We start from the raw sequence: 15,526 nt of genomic DNA, 5'->3' as shown, positions 1-15,526 counted from the left end.
GCACCCGTCGTCGGCACGTGCCATGGCTTCTCCCACTGCCGCACCCGTTCCAGGCCCTGCGTCAGCAGCCGGGCGACTTCCTCATGGCCCTGCCCGGAGAACAGGCACATCGCGAGCACGAAATACACCACCACCCGGGCCGGCAGCAGCCGGGAACGCTGTTCCCGGCGCCCGCACTCCGCGATCACCTCATCCACCACCCCGGGTGGAAACACCCGCGTCAACACCCCCAAAGCGATCCGGTCCGACAACCGCTCACCCGACAACTTCACCTGCCCAGGCCTTGGCACAACACATCCAACGACCAACACGGCTCAAAGTCACCGGTATTGGGTCTAAGCTCTACTCAGCGTCTCGCGGCCCCGGGGAGGCAAGTGTGACAGGTGGATTACGGTACGCGGCTCCCATTGCTGCGGTATTACTGACATTAGCGGGCTGCTCGTCTTCAACGTCGCCCAACAACGACAAATCGAGCACCGCCCCCAGGAGTACTTCCCCCCGAACTGACGAACCATCTGATATTGAGGCGTCGAAGACAAAACGAAGTATCTTGGAACCTCCCACCTGTAGAGAGGTCTCCCGGTTCGGCGATCGGGTCACAGCCGAGTACACCAGCACTCAGGTGGGCACCTATCCTGCCGAAGCGGGGTATCACGAGAAGACCGATGTCCTGGGTCAGGTCTCCCACACTTCCCATCGCGCATTGATGGACGGAAGTGAATCGCACAGCACCAAGCAATTGGACGAACCGATCTTCGGCGCAACCATCAGCTACCAGATCGAGAGCTGTGAAAATCGTACAGCCTCCCTTTACCTCGGGTCAGATGCCCCTTTCGTCCGTTCTGTCACTGTCCGGCCCGCCACAGTCAAGGCATGCCGTGAGGCTCCCGGCCCGGTGATCACGGACTTCTCCATCCAGAAGCTGTTGGGCAAGAAGTTCTGCTTCCCCACCACGGAGGGAGCCTTCTACTTCGCCGTGGAAGCACACGGCACACCCAACAGCCACAGCGCTCCCACAATCGCATTCACCGGTGTCGAGTACGCCACCCCCTGACCGGAAAACTTGGCAGGCAAGTGGCGTGGCGAGGTAGCCCCGGACTCGCCGGCCCCCTCTCCGGCGTGTCGATCAACCGGAGCCTGACCGGGACCGTGGTGGCAGTGGCCGACATCCTGATCCGCAGCATTCATATGTAGAACCCGCGAGGTGGGCCGGAGCGACTTCGAGCATCAACTCGCCGATCGCGTGGGTACTGGCGGCAAGGACGGACCGACTGTCCGGTCGTCGACGTCGCCATGCGCCACCTGCGTCACGAGGGCTGGATGCGCAGCCGCGCGCGGCGGCTGGCTTCCTGGACAAGAGGCTGTACGTCGACTGGCCGATCGGCGCCCGGCACTTCCTGGACCTCCTCGTGGACGGCGAGGTCGTCAACAACCAGCTCAGCTGGCAGTGGGTCGCGGGCACCGGCGCCCGCCCCCGCCGCGTCCTCAATCCGCTCGTCCAGGCCGGGCTCTTCGACCGGGGCGGCGCCCACGTTCGCCGCCGGGTCCCCGAACTCAGGAGCGTGGACGGCAAGAAGGCCGCGAACCCTGGCGCCTCCCGTCGGAAGAACGTGAGGTTCTCGACTGCCCGGCCCCGCTCATCGACCTCGCCGACGGGCTCGCGCGCTTCAAGGACGCCCGGGGCCGCGGCTGAGGAGACACATCGTGCACCGGCTCTTCGGCGACCGAATCGGCCCCACTTCCTCATCCCGGGCGAAGCGGGACCCGGTCTCGACACTCCCCTGCTCATGATCGAGGCGCGCTCCGTCTTCCGCAGACGTCGCTTCCACCGGGCCGAGGCCCACCTCGTGCTGTCCGGGCGGAGTACTACCGGCGCTCCAACGAGCTTCAGCACACCGCCCCGCTGCCCGACTGGGGGAAAGACCTGGACGCGGGCACCGTCCGGGCCGACTGCCTGCGCACCGTACTGACCCAGGTGCGCGACACGGGCTGGACGCACCACATCCCCGGCCGACGATCCTCAGCAGCCATGCACTCCAGCGCGGCTGGAGCCCCGCCGCCGTCCCGGACTGGTTCCACCGCTGCTTCGTGGACGGCTACGACTGGGTCATGTTCCCCAACGTCGTCGGCATGTCCTGGTACGCCGACGGCGTCCGGATGACGACCAACCCCTACACGCCGGGCGGCGCCCACGTGAACCGCATGAGCGACCTGTGCACCCGTGCGCCCACCGGCCGGGTGACCGCACCGGCAAGCACGCGTGCCCGCACACCACCGGCCACTGGGCCTTCCTCGACCGGCACCGGGACCTGTTGACCGGCAACCGGCGCGTCGCCCGGCCGGCGCAGCAGTAGGACCGGCTCACCGACCTCGCGGATGTACGCGAACAGGAACGCGCGCGGAGCGACGCACCACCATGGGCTCCCGCCCGTTGCGCCGCTGAGGTGAGCTCGGTCTGCGTCGGGTGCCGGACGGGCAAGGAATCAGTGCATCCGTGACAGGAAAGTCGGCGGAAACAGTGTCGTGCGGATAACCAAGAGTGAGAAGGGGTTGTGCATGCCTGGACTGCCGCCGATGGTGGCCTCACCGGCCGAACTCGTCGACGACCCCCTCACTGCGATCGACGCAGCGGACGCCGTCGGCACAGTCCTCGAGCAGGTACTCGACGAACGACTGCGTCACGCCCGTACCGTCGACGCCATCTTCGCCCGGGAGCTGGCCGGCCGCCTCGCCGCGCTGGCCATGCGGGGAGGCAAACGCCTGCGCACCGCGTTCGCCCACTGCGGCTGGCGCGCCGCAGGTGGCTCGGGAGACGCCACAGCCGTCCTGCGCACGGGAGCCGCCCTCGAACTGCTCCAGGCATGCGCCCTCGTACATGACGACGTGATGGACGGGTCCGCACAGCGACGAGGCGCACCGGCCCTGCACGTACACTTCGCGCGCGTGCACTGGGCGATGGGCATGCACGGCCAGGCGGAGTCGTTCGGCTCATCGGCCGCCGTGCTCGCCGGTGACCTGGCACTGGCATGGGCGGACGACCTGCTGACGGAGACGGCGCTCGGCATGCCGCACGGCTCGCGGCTGTACGAGGAGTGGCGGGCGATGCGCACCGAGATGGTCGCCGGGCAGTACCGCGATCTGCACGCCCAGGCCACCCGGTCCTCCGGTGTCGACGAGGCGCTGACCATCGCCACCCTGAAAAGCGCCCTGTACACCGTCGCCCGACCGCTCACGCTGGGCGCTTTGCTGGCCGGTGCCGACGAGCACGTGCTGGACGCGCTGCGGGCTGCCGGCCGGTGCGCCGGGCTGGCCTTCCAACTCCGTGACGACCTTCTCGGCGCCTTCGGCGACCCGGCGCTGACCGGCAAGCCGGCCGACGACGACCTGTACTCCCGCAAGCTCACCTACCTCCTCGCCGTCGCCGTCCGGCTCGCCGACGCCGCCGGTGATCACCGGGCTGCCATGGCATTGGCTCCGGAGGCGGACCCGAAGTCCGAGAAGGCCGTACGGCAGGTGCGATCCGCGCTGCAGCGCACCGGCGCCCGGGACCTGGTGGAGGCGAAGATCGAGGAGCTGACCAGCATGAGCCTCGCGCACTTCGAGCGCGCCGGTGCACGGCCTGCGGTGCGGCACGAGTTCGCCGCGCTGGTCTCGCGCGCGACGGGTGTGGCCCAGCGCCGTGCCGAGGAGGTCGCGTGAAGGGGGTGCCGGGGCCGACCGACCATGTCGTCGTGGTGGGTGCCGGACTGTCCGGGCTGGCCTGTGCCCTGCACCTGCTGGGTGCGGGCCGCCGGGTCACCGTCGTCGAACAGGACTCCGGTCCCGGGGGCCGGGCCGGCCGAGTGCGCCTGGGCGGCTACGAGCTGGATACCGGCCCCACGGTGCTGACCATGCCGCACCTGGCCGATGAGGCGTTCGCCGCCGTCGGGGACAGCCTCCACCGCCGCGTCAGGCTGACGGCTCTGGACCCGGCCTACCGGGCGTGCTTCGCGGACGGTTCCTCGCTCGACGTGCACACCGACGGCGAGGCGATGGAGGCGGAAGTACGGCGCTTCGCCGGACCGGCGCAGGCAGCCGGATACCGCGACCTGCGGCAGTGGCTGGAACGTCTGTACCGGGTCCAGATGCGCCGTTTCATCGACACGAACTTCGACTCCCCCTTCCAACTGCTGCACCCGGATCTGGCCCGGCTGGTGGCGCTGGGCGGTTTCGGACGGCTGGACGGTCGCATCGGCCGCTTCCTCTCCGACGAGCGCCTGCGCCGGGTCTTCTCCTTCCAGGCGTTGTACGCCGGGGTGGCCCCGGCCCGAGCACTCGCGGCCTACGCCGTGATCGCTTACATGGACACCGTGGCCGGCGTCTGGTTCCCCAAGGGCGGAATGCACGCACTCCCCCGCGCCATGGCCGACGCGGCGGCGGAAGCCGGTGCCGATCTGCGCTGGACTGCCGAAGTACGCACGCTGGAGCGCTCCGCGGACCGAGTGCGGGCCGTTCACCTGGCCTCCGGCGAGCGCATCCCCTGCGACGCGGTGGTGCTCACGTGCGAACTCCCCGCCGCCTACGGGCTGCTGGGGCGGACGCCCCGGCGGCCGGCCCGGCTGCGTCATTCACCGTCCGCCGTGATCCTGCACGCGGGAACCGACCGCACCTGGCCGCACCTCGCCCACCACACCATCTCCTTCGGCGCCGCGTGGCGGCGCACCTTCGACGAACTGACCCGCACGGGCGAGCTGATGAGCGACCCCTCTCTGCTCATCACCCGCCCCACCGCACACGATCCCGCCCTGGCACCGCCGGGACGCCACCTCCACTACGTCCTCGCCCCCTGTCCGAACACAGCGGTCGGTCCCACAGCCGCCGCGTGGCGGAGCCTCGGCCCGCGCTACCGCGACCGCCTGGTGGGCGAACTGGAGCGCCGGGGCCTGGACGGGTTCGCGGACAGCGTCCAGGAAGAGCTTCTGGTGACGCCGCTCGACTGGGCGAGGAAGGGCCACGCCGCCGGCAGCCCCTTCTCCGTCTCCCACACCTTCGCCCAGACCGGCCCGTTCCGCCCGCGCAACCTCGTACGGGGGCTGGACAACGTGGTGCTCGGCGGCTGCGGTACCACTCCGGGCGTCGGCGTACCGACCGTACTCATCAGCGGCAAACTCGCCGCCATGCGCGTCACCGGCGGCACCGCTGCCCGGCCCTCGCGGACGGCGCCGTCCTCGACCGCGACCGACGCGTCCTCCGTTCCGGCCCCGGCAGGTGCTGATGTCCCGTCGTGAACTGGACGCCGCCGGGATCACCGATCCCGCACTGCGCGCCGCCTACACCCGGTGTCGACGGCTCAACGCCCGCCACGGCAGGACATATTTCCTGGCCACCCGCCTGCTGCCCCTCGAACGCCGCTCCGCCGTGCACGCCCTGTACGGCTTCGCCCGCTGGGCGGACGACATCGTGGACGACCACGACCACCATCGCGCGCCCGAGGAGCGCGACCGGCTGCTGCGACGCCTGGAGAGGGACCTGGCCAGCGGGCTGCGCGCCGGAGCGGGCGGCGAACCGGTGGTCCGGGCCGTCGCGGACACCGCCGACCGCTACAACATCGGTCATGCTCTCTTCGCCGACTTCCTGTCCTCGATGCGTGCCGACCTGACCGTCACCCACTACCCCACCTACGCCGATCTGCAGGGGTACATGCACGGTTCGGCGGCGGTGATCGGCCTGCAGATGCTGCCGGTCCTCGGTACGGTCACGGCCCGGGAGGAGGCGGCACCGCACGCGGCGGCGCTCGGTGTGGCGTTTCAGCTCACCAACTTCCTGCGCGACGTGGGTGAGGACCTCGACCGGGGCCGCGTCTACCTGCCCGGCGATCTGCTGGCCACGCACGGTGTGGACCGGCCCCTGCTGGAGTGGAGCCGACGCACCGGGCGGCGCGATCCTCGGATCCGCGCCGCTCTCGTCGCGGCGGAGGCCGTGACGCGGGACGTGTACCGGACGGCGGAGCCGGGCATCGCGATGCTCGATCCGCGGGTGCGTCCCTGTATCCGTGCCGCGTTCAGCCTCTACGGCGGGATTCTCGACGCGATCGCCGAGCAGGACTACACCGTGCTGCATCGTCGTGCGGTGGTGTCACGTCGGCGTCGGGCGGCAACGGCCGCGGCCGGTGCACTGCACGTGGCCGGTGCCCGGTGGCTCACTCGCGACACGCGCCGAGCGGCCCCGGCAGGTGGTCCGGCAGCCGACTGGAAGGGGCCGGTGCGATGAGTGGTCGAAAGGACGGCAAGCACTGGTCGCCCCCGTTGCGGCGACGGAGGTCCGGCCCGGACTGGGCGGCACAGAAACCGACTTGGCGCCAGGCGCGGCCGACGCTCGTCGCCGACGCGCTCGAGCGGGCGTCCACCCGCCCGTCCGGCAACTGGTTCGTGGTCGGTGCCTCCCGGAACGTGCGCGCGGACGATCGCCCGTACGGCCGGACGGTCGGTGGTGTGGAGGTCGTGCTGTGGCGCTCGCAGGACGGCGAGCCCCATGCCGGTTCGGGCGTCTGCCCGCACCTGGGCGCTCCTCTGCGGGACGGCCGGGTGGTGTGCGGCACGCTGGTCTGCCACTGGCACGGGCTCGCCCTGGACGGTTCTCCGTCCGCCGGCTGGCAGCCGTTTCCCGTGCACGACGACGGCGTACTCGTCTGGGTGCGGCTGGACGCGGTGGGTGGAGAGGAGCCCACCGAGCGGCCTGTCGTGTCCGCTCGACCTGCGAGGGGTCGTGGGGTGGACGCGGTGTTCACGGCGGTGGGACGGTGCGAACCGCAGGACGTGGTGGCCAACCGGCTCGATCCATGGCACGGCTCGTGGTTCCACCCGTACTCGTTCGTCGACCTGTCGGTGGCGCGGGAGCCGCGGGGGGACGAGGACGACGCCTTCGTCGTCGATGTCTCCTTCCGGGTGGCCGGGCGGCTCGTGGTTCCGGTACGGGCCGAGTTCACGGCGCCGGAGCCGCGCACGGTCGTCATGCGCATCACCAACGGCGAGGGCACCACGTCCGTGGTCGAGACACACGCGACGCCACTGACCGGGCCTGGCCACGAACGTCCGCGCACCGCCGTGGTCGAGGCGGTCGTCGCCGTGTCGGACCGCCCCGGCTTCGCCCTGGCGCGGGCCGCCGCCCCCGTACTGCGCCCGCTGATGCGCCGTACGGCCGGCCGCCTGTGGCGTGACGACCTGGCCTACGCCGAACGGCGCTGGACACTGCGCAGCACCGGACGGTTCCCCGGCTGACCGGGAACCGTTCAGCGAGACGAGTGGCGCCCTGTGACAGCTCCGAGCGTCCGGAGCAGGCGTGAACGGCCCGCCCGGGGTACCGTCCACAGGACCTGGCCGCGCACTCCCCGGTCGGCGAGCAGGGCGTTCGCGGCCAGGAAACCCGTGGTGGCAGCCCGTTCCATGAGGGCGACGGGCAGGTCGCAGCGGATTCCGTCGCCGGCCAGGGTCAGCCACGGATGAGGAGTGCGCACGGTGGGTCGCCGGTGGTGGGAGCCGGCCTCGAAGAGCGGGCAGTCCGAGCGCCACTCGTGCCGGGCGTCGACGATGCACGCCTCGCGGGTCTCCGGGTACACCTGATGCAGCCGGTCGACGAGCATGTCCTGCACCTCTTTCGGTTCGGCCACCGGGTCCACGGCGTAGGCGTGCAGTTCCACGACCGAGCCCCCGGTCCGTGCGGCCCAGCGGGCGGCCTCGCCCTCGTACCGCTCCAGGACGCTGATGTTGTCGAGCCCGCCGTAGCCGCTGGTGCCGAGGAATCCGGGTCGGTCGGTGCGGACCGGCCGGCCGAGCCAGAGCCGGGAGACGAGGAACGGCGGTGCGGTGCGCAGGGCCGCGATGGCCTCGCACCAGTCGGACGTGCCCAGGCCGGGTGACGCGCCGACGATCCGGCGCAGGCTCCCGGGGTCGAGGGCGAGCACCACGGCTTGGTGGGGGCCGGCGCCGGTGTCGGTGTGCACGTGCGCTCCACCGTCGCCGAGGGGGAGCACCCCGTGGACGGGAGTACCGGTGCGGATGTCCACCCCGAGGCGTTGGAGGTAGTCGCCGAGCGGGTCCCAGAGCGCCCGGGGGAAGGGTTCGCCCGGTACGTCGAAGAGCAGTCCCTCGGCCGATCCCAGGAAGTAGATGTGGAACATCAGCAGCAGTTCGGCGGCGGACAGTTCGCACGGGTCGGCGAAGAAGCTGCGTGAGAACACCTCGAACGCCAGGTGGTGCGCAGCTTCCGGGAAACCCACGCTGTCCAGGAAGCCGGTCGCGGTGACCTCGTCGAAGCGTTCGTACACCTCGGGCACCCGCACGTCGAGCAGAGGCAGTGCCGCCCGGGCGTCCATGGCTGCGAGGTCCCGCCATCCGAAGCTCGGGCTGAGGGCGACGAAGCCGAGCGCGCTGAAAGGCGGCGTTCTCGGAACTCGGGCGAAGCTGTCGGCCAGGCCGCCACTGTGCCGCAGGGGGTAGTCGGGCAGCGGCGTGAGCCGCGAAAGGGCAGGGTCGGTACGGCGGAGGAGCCCGCGCAGGTTGTAGTACTGGCGGAAGAAGGCGTGGAACCCGCGGGTCATGGTCGCGGAGGAGCCGTCCGCCAGCCTGGTGGGCCAACCGGAGAGCCGGCCGCCCAGTGCGTCCTCTTTCTCGTACAGGGTCACGCGGGCACCCCGCTCGGCCAGCAGGGTGGCCGCGGCAAGGCCGGCGATCCCGCCACCGATCACCGCGACGGACGGCTCGTCCCCGCGCTGGAACCGGCCCCTGCCGGGTGGCGGCGTCAGAACCTCGGCCTTGCGGTCGTGGCCTCGTCGGGCGGCAGCGGTACGGCGGGCCGTCACCGGACTCGATCCCTTGGGGTGGTCGGGTGTGCCGGGCTCGGGCCGTTGCGGGCGAGGAAGGTGTGCACGATGCCCGTCTGCCATCCGGCGACCGGGGCGACGCGCACTCCGGTCAAGCCGGCTCGCGTCAGCCGGTCGGCGAAGGCGGGGGCGGTGTCGAAGGCGATGACGCTGTGCCAGAGGTGGCGGTACAGGGCCCGGTCGCCGGTGAGCGTGCCCGCCGGGATGACGACGCCGCGGCACACCGCCGTCCACAACGCCCGGTGCAGCCGCCGGCCGCTCAGGGTGTACTCGTGGGCGCTGATACGTCCGCCCGGCCGCAGCAGGGCCCGGACGCTGCCCAGGACCGCGTCCGGGTCGGTGACGTTGCGGAACAAGTAGGCGGCGAAGACCGCGTCGAAGGGGCCTTCACCGGCCGACGTGATCTCCTCGGCGGTCAGGTGCAGGAACCGTACGCGTGCGGGCCACGGCTTGGCCAGGGCGCGGCGCAGCATGCCCGCCGACGCGTCCACAGCCGTGATCCGGGCCCGGGGCGCGGCCCTGAGCAGGGCCCGGGTGGAGGCGCCGGTACCGCAGCCGAGGTCGAGAACGTGCAGTCCGGCGCCGTCGTCGGGGAGCCGGAGCCGGCGGGCCGAGCGCAGGAGGTCGGTGTGGTAGCCGGGGTTGAGAGAGGTGAGGCTGTCGTAGGTGCGGGCGGCGTGGTCGAAGGCGCGGGCCAGGTCGTGCTCGCGCAGGAGGCTCATCGGTGATTGTCTCCGATTTTCGCGAAGGGTTGGGAACGTCGGGGCACAAAGGGCAGTTCGGCGGCCGTACGAAGCATCGGCAGGACAGGGGTGCGCAGCCCGATGCCCCACTCCTCCCGCAGGGAGGTGGCGCCGTCGAGGAAGCGCAACAGGCGCTCCGCCGGGATCCGGCGGAACAGGTCGGTGAAGAATCGGGGGCCGTCGATGCGCCCGGTGTCCAGGGCACGCAGCAGGACCGCGTCCATGGCCGAGGCCCTCCACCCGTGGGGGGCTGGGACGGTGGTGCGCCCGTCGCGCAGGGCTGCGGCGATGGCTCTGCTCTGTCGCTGCACCGCCGCGAAGGTGTAGCCGGTGGCCGCCCGAGTGGCGCCCCCCGCGGTTCCGACACGGAAGTGGGCGGGACCGGCCCGACGCGGAAAGCGGGCGTCGGTCATGGGAATGATCCCCTGCTCCGCCCGCTCCACGGTGAGCGCGCCGAGCCCGAGGACATCTCGGCAGTAGTGGCCTAGAGCCGATTCGTACGTCTCGGTGGTCAGCGCGTTGCCGGAGAACTCGGTGTACTCCACGAGCGCCCGGTCCGGCGCCAGCGGCAGGACGTAGCCGAAGGCCAGTCCATGTGCCGGCTGAGGAACCCGGAAGTCCATCAGATCCGCGACCGAGGGGTCGAACCGGTCGGTGTCGGTACGTACGAACCAGCCGCGGAAGTGCTGCAACAACTGCGTGCGCGCCGGCGGCAGGACAGGCAGCGGCCGCGAGTCGAACACCCGCCGGGCGCGCAGCGTCAGGGACCGGCCCCCGGGCAGCGTGCACCGGACCTCCGCGCCTCCGGGCACACCGCCCACCGATTCCACCGTCGCACGCAGGAGACGCCCGCCGTCCGAGCGGGCCAGGCTGCCGTGGACCAGCCGCTCGAAGTCGGCGGAACACACCATGCGGTAGGTGAACGGGGCAGGTCCGACAACGACCGGCCGACGGTCGGCGCCGTGCAGACGCAGCACGGACCAGGACGCGCTGACCGCCTCTTCCAGGCCGTCGACGCCCGCGTCCCAGTAGCACCATGTCCGTTCCGCGGGGCGGAGCGGACCGTCCGGCGGCTCGACCACGGTCACAGTGGCGGCGCCGTTCTCCGTCAGCCGGTGGGCGAGGCTGAGACCGGCCGCACCACCACCGATGACGATCACGCCGGATTCCTCGGCGGGGCGGGGTGTCACCGGGCTCGCCGTTCGAGAACGGGGCTTTTGCCGGGGCTCGGGCGCAGCAGCTCGGCGCCGGTCTCAGGCGCGTCCGCGACGGCGCCGGCGACGTGACGCGGGTCGCCGCCCTCGGGCAGGGGTGGGGCGGTACCCGCCACGGGGCGAGTCGCGAAGCCTGTGTCGAGATGACCCGGCCGGATCTCCAGGACCGCGACACCGGCGCTCCGTGCTTCGCGGCGGACGGCGTCCAGCCATGCGGCGAGCGCGGCTCTGGAGGCGCTGTGGTCGGCCATTCGGGGCTGCGGGCACTCGGCCGACGCGCCGGTGACAGCGGCGATCGCCGAACCGCTTCGCAGGATGCCGAGCACGGCGCGGGAGAACACGGCGGGCGCGAGGTGGTTGACCGCCATCAGGTGCTCCGCGGCCTCGCCACCGATCTCCTCGGCCGCACCGAAGGCCACCGACCCGAACGCGACGACGTCCACCCCTTGAAGAGCTGCCGCCGCTTCGTGCACGGCCCGAGCGCATGACCCGGGATCGTAGGCGTCGAAGCCGGCGGTCGGGGCACCGGGATACGCCCGCGCGGTGTGGGCCAGGCTGCCGCGGTCGCGCCCGGCGAGGGCCACGCGGGCGCCCCGGTCGGCCGGTTCGGCGGTGATCGCACCGCCCGGCGCTCCCGTGGCATCGGCCCCCAGGAGACGGGCACCACTCAGTTCCACGCTTCACCCCTCGATACGACCAACGGGTTCATCCGATCGTCATTGCTTCGCGTCCAGGGCCGGCCGCGGGCGCGGCCGGACGTCGTTCACACCCCGGCGTCACCTCCTTGCCCCCGGTCGGCGACCACCTCACGCGCGGCGCGCGCCCCCGAGGCCATGGCGCCCTGCACCGATCCGGTCGCCCGGTGGTCCCCGCACACGTACCTGCCCGGGCGAAGGCGGGTGGTGCGGCTCAGCGGCCAGGGGGGAAGCATCGCGGGCAGCGCACCCTCGACCGTGCGGGCGGCGACCTGCTGCCAGCCGCTCGTGTCGGTGCCGTACAGCTCGGCCAGACGGCACAGCACCGCCTGTGCCCTGCCGGGGAGGTCTGTTCCCAGTACGGAGGTGGAGATCAGCGCAGTGCCACGGGGCGCGTACGTGGGAGCGACTTCGCTGAGTACGCAGGTGTTCAGGATCGCTCCGGTGCTGTCCACCATCAGGGTCGGTTCGGCCATCGGTGTCCTGCCGGTGGCGTGGTAGTAGGTGGTGACGGTGCGTGTGTCCGGTACGGTCAGGTCCGGCAGCAGGCGGGCGGCGGTCGCCGGGTCCGTCGCCACCACGACCGTCCGGGCCGGCACCTCGCTCCCGTCCTCCAGCAGCACTCCGGTGTCGGTGACCTCTGCGACGGGGGTGCCAAACCGCAGTACGCCGTCGGGCAGCCCGTCGGCGAGTTGGGCCGGGACGGCGCCGATGCCCTGTGCCGGCAGGCACAGGGTCCCTCGGACCATGCTCCGCCAGACCAGGTGGAAGAAGCGTGCGGAGGTCTCCAGCCGGTCCTCCAGGAAGACACCGGACAGGAACGGCCGCAGGATGTCGGCGACTGCGGCGTCCGACACTCCCGCCCTGGCCAGGGCCGCCGAGGTGGAGCCGTCTTCGCGCCGTCTGACGGTGGAAGCGGGCAGAACGGCGTCCCGCACGGTGAGAGCCGCCAGCGCGGCCAGGTCGCGCGACGAGACAACCCGTCCCGTCAGCAGAGCCCCCGCAGCACTGGGCTCCCTCGTCGGGTCGGCGAGGCGGACCGGCCCCCTCGACGTGTGCGCGATGACGCCCGCGGTGAACGGCCGCAGCCGCAGGCTCCTCAGATCCATGCGCCGCTTCACCTGCGGGTACGAGGTGTTGAGCACCTGGAAACCACGATCCAGCAGGAACCCGTCCCGCCGGTCCGTGCGCATCCGCCCGCCCACGCCCTCGGACGCCTCCAGCAGAACCACCCGCCATCCCGCACGGCACAGGTCCAGCGCGCACACCAGGCCGGACAGGCCCGCACCGACGACGACCACGTCCGGTGCCCGACGATGTTCCTCGCTCATGCTTCTCCTCGGTCGACGCCGTACCCGTGGCACCCGCACATCAGGGCCGTCCGCTCGGCCCCTTCCTCGACCGGTACCTCTGAAGCAGCGGGCACAGCCCGTGCCGGAACGTGACGCGAAAGCAACGCTCGCCCGTGGACGAACGACCCGGCCGCGACCACTGGTCCAGCGGACCATGTTTCCCGGCCGCTGCCCAGGCGCCACGACCAAGTGCCGTCGGACGGCACCCCCTCACGAGGAGGCCGACGGCTCCAGAGCGGCGACCGCCCCGGCGAGTCCCGACGAACGCGCCGGGCCCGCCGCCTGCCCCGCCCAGCCATGTCCCAGCGTCAGCACGACCGGCCTGCGACGGGCACCGCGCACCCCACTCCATGGCTGCGACGTGCTGGACCGCCGGCTGGCCGGCGGTGGTACGGCCCTGCGCCCACAGCCCGACCGCGGCCGGCACTTCCAACGACAGGGTGTGGTTCTCCCGGGACGCAGGCGAGCACCGGGGCGGCACCGGCACGGGCGGCGGCCGGGTGGGGCGTGGAGCACCGCAGCGCGCCGGAGACATGCCAGGACAGCAAGTGCTCGACCTCGACGTACTTCTCGCCCGGCGTCTCCCGCTTGCGGCCGACCGCCTGGAGTGTCGGCACGATCTCCTGGGTCCAAGCGACGACCAGTCCGTGCTCGGTGATCGCGGTGAGCAGCGCCTTCATCGTCCACGAATCCGAAGGTGCTCTTCTCACCCTGTCCGGCACCGGACGAAGGCAGGGGCCCCCTGACTTCGACAGCACGGTCTCTTCCCCCGAAAGGCCCAGTGGCAACGACGACCGGCAAAAACCACTGGGCCCCTTCACCGCACCGTCAAGCGTGGAACCACAGTCCCTGTGTCATACCAGAAAGGCGAAGGCGAGGAAGAAGGCGGCCACAAGTACCACGACGACAAGAATCACGATCAGCGGGCCGCGGGCCCCTCCTCGCGGGGATTCATGGCGCGGTCCCGCTTCCGAAGTGCTGCTTTCGGCGGGTGGGGTTTCACCGGAGGTGACGCTGCCGCCGGACTCCAGGCCCGGAGTGTTGCGCGGATCAGAATCAGGATTTCCTGTATTCATTGGGCATATAACCCATCCGCGATATAACACATGATTTTTCGAGCGAACGCGTCGGTTCCGAGGATTGGATCTGTGGCGTGCTGCGTCGACGTGGCAGCGCCGTCTCCGTGGGCGCGCTGCGAGACCGAGGAGGCTGGCCGGTCCGTCGGCCGCGGACCCTGGCAGCTCCCCAAGAGCGCCCCCAGGCTCCCCGCATGTCCCGCCGACGGGTAGCAGGGCGGGTGGCGCTCGGTCGGCTGCGGAAGGTGTCTGCTCGCCGCGTACACATGGGGGCTTTCTCGGCGTCCCGCGCCGCCGTCGATGCTTTCGCCGGTAGCGCCTGTTGACGGGGGCGCCGGGCCAGTCCTGCGAGGTGTCCGACGCGTGGCGTTTGCCGGCCCGATGCTGTGCCTTCGTCATCGGCCGTGTCGTCGCTCGGCGTCCCTTTCCGTGCCGAATCCGTTCGCCAAAGACACCGAGTGTTTTGACCGCGTCGTCTGCCGACTGCCGACTGCGCGTTTCGCGCCCCCGGCCTCAGTCGGCCACGGAGCGCAGCGACTCGGGTGGGGACTCCCGGTCGTCGTGCTCATAGTTCGCAAGGGCCAGGCCAATCGCGAAGAAGGTCGGTGCCCACTCGCCGACAAAAATGCCCCAGTGATCCGCGCGTCCAAGCCCGCGGCACTCCGCCTTCAACGACCCGGCCCACGAGGCCACGGCCAAACCGACGGAAAGGAAGCCGGCGCAGTATGCGTGCTCGGATTTCAGGCCCTTCTCGTGCAGCATCTTGATGATCATGGCTCTCCCGAGAGTGACGGGCTTCCCCCTCTCACCACTGTCGTTCAGGAGGACACCTCCTGCATCTCCACCCGCGATCGCCGGAGGCGAGGCTCGCGACCAGGAGCCGGGCAAGCCCTGCCACAGGTCGTTCCGCCGCCCAGACCTGGCCCTGGGCGAGTCCGGGGAAAGCCCGGGCAACCTGCCCCCGAGCAGCGACTTACTCAACCCGGCCGAAGTGCGCCGAGGCGGTGCCCGTCCTGCCGGAGGTCCCGGCCAGGTCGTCGCGGAGGACCTGGTGGTGACTTCGTTGATTACTGAGGGTTCTGGCCCAACTTCTGGGCTTTGTCGTTATTTTGGGGGTAGTTGGGCAGCGATCAGGCAGGATGGGTGGGGTTCAGGTCGCGGACCTTCTACTGCCTGGTGTCGGGGTGAAGGTCGACCAGCTGGTGCTGACGGATACGGAGACCCGGGTCGCCGTGCGATCACGGGCCGCCTCGGCGGCTTGTTCCGGATGCGGGCAGAGGTCTTCGAGAGTGCACTGCTACTACCCGCGGACGCTGGCGGATCGTCCAGTCGCGGGCCGGCGTGTACGAATCGAACTGCGAGCGCGTCGACTCGTATGCGGGAACGAGCACTGCGCCCGTCGGACGTCTGCCGAGCGGATACCGGCCCTGACCCGTCGCCACGCACGCCGCACGGACGCTCTCACCGCCCAGCTCACCGACGTGGCCCTGTTCCTGGGCGGCCGACCAGGCGCTCGCCTGTCCCGGCGCATGGCCGTCGGCACCTGCAAGGACACTTCGCTCCGGCTGATCCGTGCACAGCCGCTCCCC

At 71.2% G+C, this 15,526-nt stretch carries 14 protein-coding genes and 2 pseudogenes; 8 read left to right on the top strand and 8 right to left on the bottom strand.

Annotated features, from left to right (window positions below; genetic code table 11):
* Window positions 1–197: transposase domain-containing protein (locus EAO76_RS40065; protein WP_262376151.1), on the bottom strand; the 197-nt coding region annotated here is incomplete at its 3' end.
* A gap of 425 nt (window positions 198–622) precedes the next feature.
* On the opposite strand from EAO76_RS40065, the gene EAO76_RS40060 reads away from it, so the two are divergent.
* From EAO76_RS40060 to EAO76_RS40030, 7 genes and pseudogenes are all read left to right on the top strand, one after another.
* The gene (locus tag EAO76_RS40060; protein ID WP_148841175.1) at window positions 623–1,054 is read left to right on the top strand and encodes a hypothetical protein; all 432 of its coding nucleotides are present in this window, start codon (window positions 623–625) and stop codon (window positions 1,052–1,054) included.
* A 197-nt stretch (window positions 1,055–1,251) separates the two neighbouring features.
* Window positions 1,252–1,693: pseudogene (locus EAO76_RS40055) on the top strand (FAD-binding domain-containing protein); the annotation flags it as partial.
* A gap of 168 nt (window positions 1,694–1,861) precedes the next feature.
* A pseudogene (locus EAO76_RS40050) lies at window positions 1,862–2,417 on the top strand (cryptochrome/photolyase family protein); the annotation flags it as partial.
* A gap of 139 nt (window positions 2,418–2,556) precedes the next feature.
* Entirely contained in the window at window positions 2,557–3,699 is a 1,143-nt protein-coding gene (locus EAO76_RS40045; RefSeq protein WP_187438987.1) for a polyprenyl synthetase family protein, read from the top strand.
* The gene (locus EAO76_RS40040; RefSeq protein WP_148841173.1) at window positions 3,696–5,267 is read left to right on the top strand and encodes a phytoene desaturase; all 1,572 of its coding nucleotides are present in this window, start codon (window positions 3,696–3,698) and stop codon (window positions 5,265–5,267) included. Before EAO76_RS40045 ends, EAO76_RS40040 begins: the two co-directional genes overlap by 4 nt.
* Window positions 5,254–6,249 (top strand): phytoene/squalene synthase family protein, encoded by a 996-nt coding sequence (locus EAO76_RS40035; RefSeq protein ID WP_148841172.1) that lies wholly within the window; start codon window positions 5,254–5,256, stop codon window positions 6,247–6,249. Before EAO76_RS40040 ends, EAO76_RS40035 begins: the two co-directional genes overlap by 14 nt.
* Window positions 6,246–7,256: a DUF5914 domain-containing protein gene (locus tag EAO76_RS40030; RefSeq protein WP_148841171.1), complete on the top strand. Its 1,011-nt coding sequence runs from the start codon at window positions 6,246–6,248 to the stop codon at window positions 7,254–7,256. The genes EAO76_RS40035 and EAO76_RS40030 overlap by 4 nt, the downstream gene beginning before the upstream one ends.
* A gap of 11 nt (window positions 7,257–7,267) precedes the next feature.
* On the opposite strand, the gene EAO76_RS40025 is transcribed toward EAO76_RS40030, so the two are convergent.
* From EAO76_RS40025 to EAO76_RS39990, 7 genes are all read right to left on the bottom strand, one after another.
* The gene (locus tag EAO76_RS40025; protein ID WP_148841170.1) at window positions 7,268–8,836 is read right to left on the bottom strand and encodes an FAD-dependent oxidoreductase; all 1,569 of its coding nucleotides are present in this window, start codon (window positions 8,834–8,836) and stop codon (window positions 7,268–7,270) included.
* Window positions 8,833–9,579 (bottom strand): methyltransferase domain-containing protein, encoded by a 747-nt coding sequence (locus tag EAO76_RS40020; protein ID WP_148841169.1) that lies wholly within the window; start codon window positions 9,577–9,579, stop codon window positions 8,833–8,835. The genes EAO76_RS40025 and EAO76_RS40020 overlap by 4 nt, the downstream gene beginning before the upstream one ends.
* The gene (locus EAO76_RS40015) at window positions 9,576–10,790 is read right to left on the bottom strand and encodes a lycopene cyclase family protein (protein ID WP_148841168.1); all 1,215 of its coding nucleotides are present in this window, start codon (window positions 10,788–10,790) and stop codon (window positions 9,576–9,578) included. The genes EAO76_RS40020 and EAO76_RS40015 overlap by 4 nt, the downstream gene beginning before the upstream one ends.
* Entirely contained in the window at window positions 10,787–11,491 is a 705-nt protein-coding gene (locus EAO76_RS40010; protein WP_148841167.1) for an SDR family oxidoreductase, read from the bottom strand. Before EAO76_RS40010 ends, EAO76_RS40015 begins: the two co-directional genes overlap by 4 nt.
* A gap of 86 nt (window positions 11,492–11,577) precedes the next feature.
* Entirely contained in the window at window positions 11,578–12,840 is a 1,263-nt protein-coding gene (locus tag EAO76_RS40005; protein WP_148841166.1) for an NAD(P)/FAD-dependent oxidoreductase, read from the bottom strand.
* Between the two features lie 875 nt (window positions 12,841–13,715).
* Window positions 13,716–13,937 carry a DUF6480 family protein gene (locus tag EAO76_RS39995; RefSeq protein ID WP_148841165.1) on the bottom strand — a complete coding sequence of 74 codons (222 nt, stop codon included), beginning with the start codon at window positions 13,935–13,937 and terminating at the stop codon, window positions 13,716–13,718.
* Between the two features lie 513 nt (window positions 13,938–14,450).
* Window positions 14,451–14,711, bottom strand: a complete 261-nt coding sequence (locus EAO76_RS39990) for a hypothetical protein (RefSeq protein WP_148841164.1) — start codon at window positions 14,709–14,711, stop codon at window positions 14,451–14,453.
* A 365-nt stretch (window positions 14,712–15,076) separates the two neighbouring features.
* Here EAO76_RS39990 and EAO76_RS47855 point away from each other — a divergent pair.
* Window positions 15,077–15,526, top strand: a 450-nt coding sequence (locus tag EAO76_RS47855) for a transposase family protein (RefSeq protein ID WP_148841163.1), incomplete at its 3' end; no start/stop codon positions are given.

The organism is Streptomyces sp. sk2.1, from assembly GCF_008120935.1.
In the GTDB taxonomy this organism is placed as follows: Bacteria; Actinomycetota; Actinomycetes; order Streptomycetales; family Streptomycetaceae; genus Streptomyces.
The sequence above is the reverse complement of the archived record's forward strand: the minus strand, read 5'-3'. Positions and strand labels throughout refer to the sequence as shown.